Annotated in this window: 12 protein-coding genes; 3 read left to right on the top strand and 9 right to left on the bottom strand. The window is 37.4% G+C overall.

Annotated features, from left to right (window positions below; genetic code table 11):
• Positions 1-98 precede the first annotated feature (98 nt).
• A complete protein-coding gene (locus K8P02_RS07250) occupies positions 99-902 on the top strand; it encodes an MBL fold metallo-hydrolase (protein WP_002560150.1) in 804 nt (267 codons plus the stop codon).
• A gap of 12 nt (positions 903-914) precedes the next feature.
• On the opposite strand, the gene K8P02_RS21830 is transcribed toward K8P02_RS07250, so the two are convergent.
• A complete protein-coding gene (locus tag K8P02_RS21830; RefSeq protein ID WP_317197244.1) occupies positions 915-1,424 on the bottom strand; it encodes a sugar O-acetyltransferase in 510 nt (169 codons plus the stop codon).
• A 70-nt stretch (positions 1,425-1,494) separates the two neighbouring features.
• Positions 1,495-1,845: a winged helix-turn-helix transcriptional regulator gene (locus K8P02_RS07240; protein WP_002560148.1), complete on the bottom strand. Its 351-nt coding sequence runs from the start codon at positions 1,843-1,845 to the stop codon at positions 1,495-1,497.
• A 165-nt stretch (positions 1,846-2,010) separates the two neighbouring features.
• Between K8P02_RS07240 and K8P02_RS07235 the strand changes: the two genes are divergently transcribed.
• Positions 2,011-2,541 (top strand): DJ-1/PfpI family protein, encoded by a 531-nt coding sequence (locus K8P02_RS07235; RefSeq protein ID WP_007485686.1) that lies wholly within the window; start codon positions 2,011-2,013, stop codon positions 2,539-2,541.
• A 156-nt stretch (positions 2,542-2,697) separates the two neighbouring features.
• Here K8P02_RS07235 and K8P02_RS07230 read toward each other — a convergent pair whose 3' ends face one another.
• The 4 genes from K8P02_RS07230 to K8P02_RS07215 all read right to left on the bottom strand — a co-directional run bounded on the left by K8P02_RS07230 (position 2,698) and on the right by K8P02_RS07215 (position 6,919).
• Positions 2,698-3,075, bottom strand: coding sequence for a YccF domain-containing protein (locus K8P02_RS07230; RefSeq protein WP_002560146.1), 378 nt, complete (start codon positions 3,073-3,075; stop codon positions 2,698-2,700).
• A gap of 888 nt (positions 3,076-3,963) precedes the next feature.
• Entirely contained in the window at positions 3,964-4,974 is a 1,011-nt protein-coding gene (locus K8P02_RS07225) for an IS110 family RNA-guided transposase (protein WP_223382186.1), read from the bottom strand.
• 652 nt (positions 4,975-5,626) lie between these two features.
• Positions 5,627-6,466 carry a PepSY-like domain-containing protein gene (locus K8P02_RS07220; RefSeq protein ID WP_002560145.1) on the bottom strand — a complete coding sequence of 280 codons (840 nt, stop codon included), beginning with the start codon at positions 6,464-6,466 and terminating at the stop codon, positions 5,627-5,629.
• A 15-nt stretch (positions 6,467-6,481) separates the two neighbouring features.
• On the bottom strand, positions 6,482-6,919 hold the full coding sequence (locus K8P02_RS07215) for a PepSY-like domain-containing protein (protein WP_002560144.1): 438 nt from the start codon (positions 6,917-6,919) through the stop codon (positions 6,482-6,484).
• A gap of 156 nt (positions 6,920-7,075) precedes the next feature.
• On the opposite strand from K8P02_RS07215, the gene K8P02_RS07210 reads away from it, so the two are divergent.
• On the top strand, positions 7,076-8,362 hold the full coding sequence (locus tag K8P02_RS07210; protein ID WP_002560143.1) for a nucleoside hydrolase-like domain-containing protein: 1,287 nt from the start codon (positions 7,076-7,078) through the stop codon (positions 8,360-8,362).
• A gap of 41 nt (positions 8,363-8,403) precedes the next feature.
• On the opposite strand, the gene K8P02_RS07205 is transcribed toward K8P02_RS07210, so the two are convergent.
• Genes K8P02_RS07205 through K8P02_RS07195 form a run of 3 tightly spaced genes read right to left on the bottom strand, consistent with a single transcriptional unit; the run spans position 8,404 to position 11,138 of the window.
• Complete coding sequence (locus K8P02_RS07205; RefSeq protein ID WP_195571297.1) at positions 8,404-9,171, bottom strand: DUF5131 family protein; 768 nt, start codon at positions 9,169-9,171, stop codon at positions 8,404-8,406.
• Between the two features lie 12 nt (positions 9,172-9,183).
• Complete coding sequence (locus K8P02_RS07200) at positions 9,184-10,458, bottom strand: sensor histidine kinase (protein ID WP_007485696.1); 1,275 nt, start codon at positions 10,456-10,458, stop codon at positions 9,184-9,186.
• Positions 10,459-10,460: 2 nt separating this feature from the next.
• Positions 10,461-11,138: a response regulator transcription factor gene (locus tag K8P02_RS07195; RefSeq protein WP_223382184.1), complete on the bottom strand. Its 678-nt coding sequence runs from the start codon at positions 11,136-11,138 to the stop codon at positions 10,461-10,463.
• Positions 11,139-11,243 lie beyond the last annotated feature (105 nt).

Below are 11,243 nucleotides of genomic sequence, written 5' to 3'. Positions count from 1 at the left end.
ACACACCATAACATTCCGGTAGAAAGGAAAAATTGCCGCAAAAATCTGAATAAATACTATCTTTGCAACACGAAAACAAATGAAAAGATAGTAATACAATGACTCAACTCATAATGCTGGGTACAGGAAATGCAATGGCAATAGAATGCTATAATACCTGTTTCGCTCTAAAATCAGGAAAAGAGTACTTTTTAGTAGATGCCGGTGGTGGCAACGGCATCTTCACTCAACTTAAAAAAGCAAATATTGCTTGTACTGACATTCATCATATGTTCATCACTCATGCTCATACTGATCACTTATTGGGTATGGTGTGGATGGTACGCAATATAGCAATGATGATAAACAATGGTAAGTATGAGGGCACTTTGACTATCTATTGCCACGATGAAGTGAAAGAAACATTGCTTACTATTTGCCGTCTGACTCTCCCACAGAAAATAATGCTTCCCATTGGCAAACGGATTCTTATACAGGAAGTTAAGGATGGAGACAAAGCAGAAATCGCCAATATAAAACTCTCTTTTTTCGATATTGCTTCCACTAAGATGAAACAATTTGGGTTTCAGGCTATCCTACCCAACCAAAAAACATTGGTCTGTCTGGGTGACGAACCTTACAACGAAAAAAGCCACAGATATGTAGCACATTGCGATTGGTTGCTTTGTGAAGCGTTTTGTCTTTATGCAGACAAAGAAAGATTCAAACCATATGAAAAACATCACAGTACAGCACTTGATGCCGGAAGATTGGCAGAAGAATTAAATGTAAAAAATCTATTGCTCTATCATACAGAAGACGAAAACATAAAAGAACGGAAACATAAATATAGCCGGGAAGCTTCCAGGCTATTTAAAGGTAATATATTTGTACCCGATGATCTGGAAATTATTACATTATAAAACAGATGTATCCTATAATTGTCTTACTACGCGGCAAGGATTCCCCACTGCAAGACAATTAGCCGGAATATCTTTAGTCACCACACTACCAGCTCCGATGGTAGTATTATCACCGATAGTCACCCCAGGCAATATAATAGAACCACCGCCAATCCAGACATTATTGCCCAGAGTGACAGGAGCCGTCAAAGAATTCCAGTAAGCACTGTTTTCAGAAAGCCTCTCCATCGGATTTACCGGATGAAATACAGTATAAATATGCACTCCCGGAGCAATACCACAATTATCACCGATGGTAATACGGTTACAATCGAGGAAAACACAATTCATATTTATTTCAACATTATTCCCTAAATGAATATTCTCACCATAATCTACAAAAAAAGGAGCGGTGATCCACACATTCTTTCCATGTGAACCAAGTAATTCATTTAAAATAGCATCCAATTTCTCCTGATCTGTTGTGTCAGTTGTAGCATATTCTCTTTGCAGTTGTTTTGCTTTGTGCCAACGGGTAATCAGTTATGTATCAGTAAAATCATATATTTCTCCTGACAGCATTTTTTCTTTTTCTGTTTTCATAATAGTTGTTTTATGATTTAGTTTCTCTGTTTTTCAAAATGACAGGCATGTTCTCCAACGCCCAACCTACCAAAGCTTCAATATGAGGAATCAGGCTATGTCCTGTCTTGGTTAAACAATATTCCACCCGTGGAGGTACTTCGGCATATATCTTTCTTGCCACCAATCCGTCAGCTTCAAGTGTACGAAGAGTTACAGTAAGCATACGTTGAGATACATCCTCAATCGTTTTATGAATATCACTGAAACGCATCACTCCATTTGCATTTAATGTGATTAACACGAGCATTGACCATTTATCACCTAATCTGCTCAACACATCCCGTACGGGGCAATTTCCTGTAGGATGAAAATTTTCCATTTTTTTATTTATTCTATTCCACTGATGCTCAACAATAGTTACTTCTATGTAAGTCCCTTATCCTGAGGTACGTTCTTGTTTATATGAATCAGTAAATCTATCTTTGCGGTACAAAAGTAATAAACTTACTAAAAATAACTATTGTTTCACTTTATAATTAATGTTATGGCAAAGAAAGTTGCAGTTTTAGCAGTAAATCCGGTCAACGGATTTGGTTTATTCCAGTATTTGGAAGCATTTTTTGAGAATCATATTTCATACAAAGTGTATGCAGTGGCAGAAACGAAAGAGATTAAAACCAATTCAGGCATAACTTTACTTACAGACGATGTGATAAGTAATCTGAAAGGACATGAGGATGAATATGACGCATTGGTATTCGCCTGTGGAGATGCAATTCCGGTATTTAAGGACAATGCAGACAAGCAATATAATCTTGATTTAATGGAAGTGATTAAAACTTTCGGAAACAAAGGAAAGCTAATGATTGGACACTGTGCTGCCGCAATGATGTTTGATTTTACAGGAATCACTAACGGTAAAAAAATAGCAGTACATCCTCTGGCAAAACCAGCTATACAAAATGGAACAGCTACAGATGAGAAATCAGAAATTGATGGAAACTTCTATACTGCGCAGGATGAAAATACGATCTGGACAATGATGCCTAAAATAATAGAAGTTCTCAAAAAATAGAAACCTATTCCGTTCTATATAAGAAATATTGTAGAAGCAAATCAACTTAGCATTAAAACACAGATTATCGCAAAAATCAGATTTAATCTGCGATAACCTGTGTTTATCCTGCGTTTCAAAAAAACTATCTTGAAATAGATCAGGTTTTGCAAAACATTATCTCTTATCTACAATTTCCTTCCCAAACGGCGTTAATGCAAGTCCAGCCAGCTTAAAGTGTTGTATACCGAAAGGCAATCCGATAATTGTGATACTCAGCAACACCCCGAATACCAGATGTGAAAGGCTTATCCAGATACCTCCTAAAAATATCCAGAGAATATTCATTAATATACTGAGACAACCACCCGAATCTGGGCAACTCCTCACCTCCTTTCCAAATGGATATAATGCCAGCAAAGCCATCTTCAGGGTCTGAAGTCCGAAAGGAATACCAATAATAGTTATCATCATCAAGAAACTGGCTATCAGATATTCGACAGCTGTGAATATGCCTCCCAATAGAAGCCATAGTATGTTCATGAGTAAATTCATATTTCCAAAAATTTAATTATCTATGGATACAAAGATAAAACAATCTTGTGAATTTTTGTATGGTTTTGAGTGTATTTCACCACAGAGTAACACGGAGTTCCACAGAGTTTAAATCTTTATTGAAACGCAGATGAACGCAGATTTTCGCAAAGGGAAACAAATCTAAGATAAAGAAATACAGTCTTTTAATCTGTATTTATCTGTGTTAATCCGCGTTTCATCAGATAAATAGTACTCTGTGGAACTCTGTGTTACTCTGTGGTGGGTTTTACTCATTTCCGATCGGTTTTGATACAATTTAAACAGGCTAAGAATTTATAAATATTAGAGGTATGAGGATATCTCTTATGTAATAATTTTAAAACACCAAAAAAACACTTTCTTTTGTAAAATACAGATAGTTTATAGTAATAAAAGTGCACAATAATTAATCCAACTAATAAGCTGATTATAAACAAGTTAACATGGTGTAATTTTTCTCTACGAGAAACGTATCGAAACTCTACGAAGATCGGGTCGAAACTCTACGAGAAACGAGACGTTCCTCGTATACTCTATTAAAACCAAATGTTTCCGCAGAATATTGCTTTAATAAATGTTAACTACGAAAGATATGTCCTTTCTTCACTATGTTTTCTTTTTCATTACAATTAATGACTGACTCTACTTTCGTAACTATACCAATTGTTATATCTTATGGATGTTTCATTTATTTCTCGGTGATAAATGCCCCGTTTCTCGTAGAGAATCGAAGCGTTTGTCGTAGAGAAACGAGTCGATTCTCTACGAGAAAATAATCTCTCATATAATGTATTAATTATCAATGTATTATAAAACCGTCTACTTGTTTTGAATATTTACTACCTAAACGGTCCATTTGTTCCTTTTTCAGCATTTATTTGTATCTAAAATCACAACACATCTCGGGTCTCTTTGTATATAATCCCTGTCATAGGTCTGTTGCTTTTGAATCAGACTGTAAATCAGCCGCAATAACTTATTGGCAATGTTATTCATCGCTACGAAAAAGTGCTTCTTTTCCACTTTATGCTTTTTTAGGAAGTATAATCTTATTTCTTTATTATGCTCCTTTGCCGAACGTGCACATAAGAAAAGCAGTGTTTTCAATTGTTTGTCACCCATTGGCGATATTTTATGTCCACATTTCATCTTTCCCGATTCTTTGGGATAAGGAGCGATACCTGCGTAAGCAGCACATTTTTTAGCCGTGTCTAATTTTCTAAAATTCTCTGTCTTTATTATCAGCTCACAACTGGTCACAGGTCCTACACCGACAATGGAGGTAAGAATCTGATAATTCCTGCTGAATTCGGAAGAGTTTTGTATGAGGGCTTCTATCTCATGGTCAAGCCCGGATATTTGGGTATTTAACTCCGCAAGAACAGCTCTCCGTGCATGGTCGGCCGCCAGGGAAACAGAAGATTTACAATTATCACCTATGTTTAAAGTGTCCAGGCGCTTACGAGAGTCCACCAGCAGAGAGCGTGTACGATACAATTCCTGAAGTTCAGACATCTCTTCCCCAGGATAGAAACAAGGTCTGAGAAGGTCATAAAAACGTTCGGCATATTCACGGATACGACAGGCATCCAGAGGATCGGATTTACCACGCTGAAGCCCCAGACTATGCTTTATCTGATAACCCGGAACAAAACACAGGCATGTCCGGTTTAAAGTACACAGACGAAGCAGTAGGTCCCCATAAACGCCTGTATGTTCCGCACAAAGAACGGCAGAGGAAGGCAAGGAGAGAAGAAACTTGCTGATCCCATGAACCGTGTTCTTTACACCGGATAAATGACGGACACTGCCCGATTCACTCAAAAAACTAACGTCAAAGCTTGACATTCCCAAATCAATTCCATAAATTTGTACCATAACATTTTTATTTAGTGAAGGTCTCCGATATTGAACGGCTACTACCATGATAATGGGATCCAACTCCCGAAATACTCTCTGGCTTAGGTTCAATAAATATGTCGTGCTTAATACGAGGAATAATCTAAAAGATTAATAGAGGAAGTAAGCTAACGCGACATATGGAGGCTTTCTTGTTTACGAGACAATATTAAGAAATTTATTCTTATTAACGTTCATAAAGAACTATGTTTTCCATGGCAAAGATAATGGTAGAGCAACAAATGAAATGTTTATAAGACTTGACAAAAGGTATATAGAAAACAAAAGAGATCCCTTCTTTTTGTACTAAAAAATAAATATTCTTAGTACTATATAAACCATTTCTATTTCATTCCACCTCCTCATTAACTGTCTTAACAGTTTGTCGTACCCTACTTTTTTAGCCTGGCAAAAGTACGTACTTCTCCAGTATAAAAGTACGTACTTATATACAAGAAAAGTACGTTTTTAAGATACACTTAAATACGTACTTTTACAATATAAAGAATGCATTATTAATTACGTTGTCATTCAGTAACTTACGCCTTATTTACTATTACATACATTGATGATCTTCAACAGACACTTTCTGTTATAATTGTTGTTATGATAACTTTAAATCCAATAGAGATCAGATAAATTTCCCTGTCGTATCTATTTTCACTTTTATCTCTTTCGCTCCTTGTTCCAGTTCAATCTGATAATAATCTCCTTGTGGTGCTTCATAATATTCGGCATCATCCACAGTATACGTACTATATTCAGAGTTTGCCAATGCTTGTGTCACAACAGCAGGGAGTTCATTTCGGCGAATGTCCCATGAAGTAGAAATCCAATTGTTCGTTTTATCAAACCGAACCTCCTTACAACGCCCCTCGTGAACGATTTCCACTTCTGTCACGCCCTGTTCTACTTCTATCTCTATCAGCCGGGCATCGGGATATTTATCGTTAATGAAAGAAAGAATTGCTTCCGGAGCCTGTATCGGTAAATGACTTTCATAGTCGTCATCATGATCCGTATCTGCAACCGCTTTTATCAAAAGCCCTTCAGCAGAATAGTACAAATCCATTTCCTGTGGTTTCTTCTCAACTTCAATGACATATACTGTTTCCATATCCCGGCGTTCCAACTTATCAACGTCGTCAACAGTCCAAGTGCTATAATCTCCCTGTTCAAACGCCGCTTTCACAGCTTCGGGCAAACCTACATACAAAACATCCGTTTCTGTCATGCACCACACACCTGCCGGAGTGAACCAGGCAGAAGCTTCACTGGCATTATCATAAAAATCGGCAACATAATAACCGGCTTTTGTTTCCCATTCTACGCGAGTAGCAGCAGGATATTTCTCCAGGAATGCTTTCTGAAGTTCGGGAGATACTCTCAAGTTATCATCATCATTATCACAACTTTGCAAACCTATAATACAGGCAACCGCCATTAGTATAGAATAAAATCTCGTCTTCATTATTCTCTATCTTTTTTAATTATCAATATCAATCAGGTTAAATTGCAGGTCAAACTTCAATTCCCACTTATTAGAGAGCTTTACTTCATACTCTTTTTTGTCACGCTCTATCTTCAACACTTTAACGTCGGGATAGTTCTCTGAGATATACTTACGAATAGCCGCAGGAATAACACTCACAGGGACAGCACTGTACTTGCAATTCACCTCTTTCCAATTTCCTTGTTTATCAAACTCTACTTTATTGCCATCAGTAAAAATGACATCATAACTCTTATCAAACCAATCGGTTTCCATTTTAGCCATAGCAACCTTGCTGTCGCCAAAGTGCGATTTTACAAACTGTTGAGCCGGTTGTGGTAACTGGTCTACCTTAATAGGTTTATCATCATTTGCCCTTACAACAGATTGAATAGTAAACAGGCACACAAATAAAAGAAGTAACTTTTTCATAATCATTTTTTTTATACTGTTTTTTTCTTTGAATATTTAATTATGATACAAAGATGAGAAGAGAAACTGAAAAGATTTTGAAATCTGAGAAAAAATGAAATAAAAAGCGATCTTAATATATTATATTTGTAAAGTCTAACAAAAAACATTTCTAACATGAGAGAAAAATTAGTCTTGTCTCTTCTTCTATTAATAATGGCCACAAATCTGGTAGCTCAACAGACTGTACCGCAAAAGCCCCGTATTCTTATCAGTTCTGATATCGGAGGAACTGATCCTGACGACAACCAGTCAGTAGCTCATTTCCTGATGTATAACAATGAATTTGATACAGAAGGTCTTATTTCTTCCCCATCTTTCGGAAATGGAGACAAAAAAGAAATTCTTCGGATGATAGACCTTTATGAGAAAGATCTACCAACGTTGGAGAAACATATCCAGGGGCTATCCTCTCCCGCTTACCTCCGCTCTATTACTAAACAAGGCCGAAGAGGATCTGCTCCATACTGCGGCTTTGCTTCTGCAACCGAAGGTTCGGACTGGATTGTGCAATGCGCCCGTCGTGAAAACAAACGCCCTTTATATATACTCGTTTGGGGAGGATTGGAGGACGTAGCCCAAGCTCTCCATGATGCACCTGATATTCAAAGTAAAATTCGTATTTATTGGATTGGAGGTCCCAACAAGAAATGGAGTATAAATAGTTATACCTACATCGTACAGAATTTCCCCGATTTATGGTTTATTGAAAATAACGCTTCTTACCGGGGATTTATTTATCAAAGTAAAATCAACGATCAATACAATGCTTTGTATTATGATACATATATAAAAGATGCCGGATATTTAGGAAAAGATTTTGCACACTATTATAAAGGTAACCCCAAATTGGGTGATACACCTGCATTACTATACATGATGGACGGTGATCCTGACAACCCCGCTAAAGAATCATGGGGTGGTAGTTTTGACCTGTGTACGCATAGCCCCCGTTCCGTCTTTTATCGTCCGGTTACGGCCAAAGACACGGTACAAGTGTATTCCATCATAGAGTTTCATGTGGCAGGACCAGTCAGAAATGATATTCCTATTGATTCAGCCTGTATAACTTTAACTATTGGTAAGCAGAAATGGGGTGGCTATCACATTGGCAATGGTGACTATGTAGTCCGCCACTCTACCTATTATCTTGGAACATTGCCTTATACAATTACTTCCAATATTCCTGAATTTCCCAACCAGGAAGGAGAGATTACTGTAGAAAACATTTGGCCGGGAAGAATACGCGATACTGATTATATTGTAGGCAATAAATGGTTTACTGATAAAAGTGCTTCCGAGTATTTCTGGAAAAATTATCAAGGTGCACAAACTATCTACAAATGGAGAAATGCTGTTATGGAAGATTGGGGCAAACGTTGGGAGTGGCTAAAAAAAGAATAAAGACACCGAAAACATCCATCATTTTTAAAAAGAGGTCTTTTTTATAAAATTCCTCTTTTTTCCGGTTTACCATCCCTGCCTATTCTGTAATTTATACCTGCTTTCCATGCCTGTGCAATCTGATAATATCGTTTAATGCGATACAACTTTCCGTCTTTAAGCAGTTTGGCTCCGGTCTGATGGAAACAGAAAGGAATGTCTTTTTCTATACACTGTTTACGAATATCGAGTATCCATTCATAATCACAAATTCTGGCATCATTCCCCGATTCACCACTTGCTGCTACTTCCTCAATTGTATCGTCCAGGTAAGGTGAAAGAACCAAATTTTCCAATAGCGGAGCCGCTATAATTACTTTATGCCGTATCGGCAACTCTTTAAAAATAGGTAAGCGATAATCTGCCATCTCCTGATTTTCAACTGTACACCCGATAATCACATTCTTGTATCCGTTTCCCCAATCAGCGGGTAGCCCAACCTCAAACCGATCAATACGTTTAGTAAAAATAAAAAAGTCCAAATCTTCCCTTTCACGTATCATAGCCCATGCTTCTGCCCGCCATTCGTCTGCACCATCCACAAAGAAGTCAGAAGTAAAACAGGTATAAACCAATTTTCCCGACTCTATCTTATAACTTTTATCGCGTTTTAACTTCACTGGCAGACTAAAATTCGCCGTTTTGCGAACCTCACGACTACTGGTATCTGCACCATACATTTCATCCTGCCGATAAACATAACAATATTTACAACCGGCACTGATTTTAGTACAACCATGCCACGGATTCCAGCTTGCTGACATTATCATATTTACCTAATTTTACTTTTCTGAAATTTCAAAACAATGCTCGCCATTCTCAAAATAATACCTCAGTCCGATATTCTGCAACCGACAAATAGAATCAACGATTGCCAGTCCAAGTCCTGTAGAACCTTCTTTTTTGGCCCCCTGATAAAAGCGCTCAAAAATACGCTCTTCGTCCAAAGGCTGCCCTACCCCACTATTACGAAACGTAAAGCTGTGTGGCGTTATTTCTATCCGGATATGTCCACCATCTATGTTGTGAACGAATGCATTTTTCAAAAGATTAGTTATCAGGATAGTAGCAAGAGACTCATTCATTTGTACGCAAAAAATACCATCTTCAACTATTTCTGTCTGAATATCCCGATAAGCATATACTTCTTTATAGTCATCCATGTACTGCTTTAAAAGTTCATTAAGTTCCAGTGCTACGGTTTCTGTAAATTGCCCGTTATCTATTTTAGAGAGCAATAACAGCGATTTATTCAGTTTTGTAATATGCTCCAAAGTCTGGTGAGTCTTCATCAGTTCTTCCAGCTGGGTTTCAGAAAGAGATTCATCTTCCATCATCATCTCCAGACGGTTCCGGCAAATGGCAAGCGGAGTCTGTATTTCATGAGAAGCATTGCCTATAAATTGTTTCTGTTGTTCAAACAGTTGTTCACTACGCTCTGCATTCCGAAGGGCTGCTTCATTTAGTTTCCGAAATTCAGTTATCTGCGTATCATTCTTCAGAGGTTTATTCTTATTTCCTATCCGGTAATCATCCAACCAATGCAACAAAACATATAAAGGTTTCATATTTTGTTGAAATACCCACACATTCACTACTATTATTACAAGCAACAAAGCGATATAAAGAAATATCATCCAATCACGTATCGCAGCGGTCAAATCCTCTTTCTCTATACTGGGAATAGATACTGTTAATTCATAAAAACGATTTTCATTATCTTTAAATATTGTAGTCAGAATACGTGCCGGTTCGGTTTCATCCTTTTCCACAATATAAACCATCGAATCTTTATAGGTAATACCCTCACGGCTGTCCGCATATTCTTCAGTAACTTCTTTAAGATAATATTGATTGTTTGAACCGGTATTCTGTGAAGGCAATTCCTCTCCGGCAAGCGCACGAATAATGATTATTTCCGAATAATCTTCCAGAGAATCGTCCACCTCATCGTTCACCTCATCCATCATAGCCATATAAAAAAACACGGCCCAAACACCCAGAACAAGTGTTAGGAGTAAGGATATGCGGATAACGATGCGATAAATCAGTTTCATAATTATTCAACAGTCATTTTATAGCCAAATCCATAGACCGCTTTTATTTCAGCAGTGGCTCCGGCATCTTTCAGTTTCTTACGAAGATTCTTTATTTGTGCATAGATAAAGTCAAAATTATCTACCTGGTCGATATGATCTCCCCAAACAGATTCGGCAAGTGTATTCTTATTGACCAGTCTGCCGGGACGATTGATAAAATACAATAGAATATCATATTCCTTCCGGTTCAGCTCAACTTCTTTTTCATCAATAAGCACTTGGTACCTGTCCGGAAGAATACGAATATTACCCAAACGAATATCCACCTCTCCATCATGATGTTGACGGCGAATAACGCTTTTAATACGAGCATTCAATTCTGCCAGATGAAAGGGTTTAGGTAAATAATCGTCCGCTCCCAATTCCAATCCCAATACTTTATCTTCCAAAGAATCTTTCGCAGAGATAATAATTACATTCTCACGTTTGTGCATTGCTTTCAGCCTTTCAAGCAGATTAAGTCCGTTACCATCCGGAAGCATGATATCCAGTAAAACGCAATCATAATCATAATCTTCTATTTTGCACAAAGCCGAATTAAAATCGGCAGCCACCTCTACCACATAACGCTCTTTTTCCAATGAACGTTGGATGAGTTCACGCAATGAAGGTTCATCTTCAACTATCAATATCTTCATAAGATTACTTTTTTATTAGATATATGTACAAAGAAAGAGGAAGTTTCTGAAATAAAGCTGAAATCACGAGGTTTTTTTTATTTTTAAGTTCATAATACAGGTACT

The organism is Bacteroides nordii (genome assembly GCF_019930665.1).
In the GTDB taxonomy this organism is placed as follows: Bacteria; Bacteroidota; Bacteroidia; order Bacteroidales; family Bacteroidaceae; genus Bacteroides; species Bacteroides nordii.
The sequence above is the reverse complement of the archived record's forward strand: the minus strand, read 5'-3'. Positions and strand labels throughout refer to the sequence as shown.

Bases quoted from the DNA above. Each gene is read 5' to 3' on its own strand.
- K8P02_RS07250 (WP_002560150.1), top strand. From the start codon at position 99: ATGACTCAACTCATAATGCTGGGTACAGGAAATGCAATGGCAATAGAA.
- K8P02_RS07215 (WP_002560144.1), bottom strand. From the start codon at position 6,919: ATGAAAAAGTTACTTCTTTTATTTGTGTGCCTGTTTACTATTCAATCT.
- K8P02_RS07200 (WP_007485696.1), bottom strand. From the start codon at position 10,458: ATGAAACTGATTTATCGCATCGTTATCCGCATATCCTTACTCCTAACA.
- K8P02_RS07240 (WP_002560148.1), bottom strand. From the start codon at position 1,845: ATGGAAAATTTTCATCCTACAGGAAATTGCCCCGTACGGGATGTGTTG.
- K8P02_RS07195 (WP_223382184.1), bottom strand. From the start codon at position 11,138: ATGAAGATATTGATAGTTGAAGATGAACCTTCATTGCGTGAACTCATC.
- K8P02_RS07230 (WP_002560146.1), bottom strand. From the start codon at position 3,075: ATGAATTTACTCATGAACATACTATGGCTTCTATTGGGAGGCATATTC.
- K8P02_RS07220 (WP_002560145.1), bottom strand. From the start codon at position 6,466: ATGAAGACGAGATTTTATTCTATACTAATGGCGGTTGCCTGTATTATA.
- K8P02_RS07225 (WP_223382186.1), bottom strand. From the start codon at position 4,974: ATGGTACAAATTTATGGAATTGATTTGGGAATGTCAAGCTTTGACGTT.
- K8P02_RS07210 (WP_002560143.1), top strand. From the start codon at position 7,076: ATGAGAGAAAAATTAGTCTTGTCTCTTCTTCTATTAATAATGGCCACA.
- K8P02_RS07205 (WP_195571297.1), bottom strand. From the start codon at position 9,171: ATGATAATGTCAGCAAGCTGGAATCCGTGGCATGGTTGTACTAAAATC.
- K8P02_RS07235 (WP_007485686.1), top strand. From the start codon at position 2,011: ATGGCAAAGAAAGTTGCAGTTTTAGCAGTAAATCCGGTCAACGGATTT.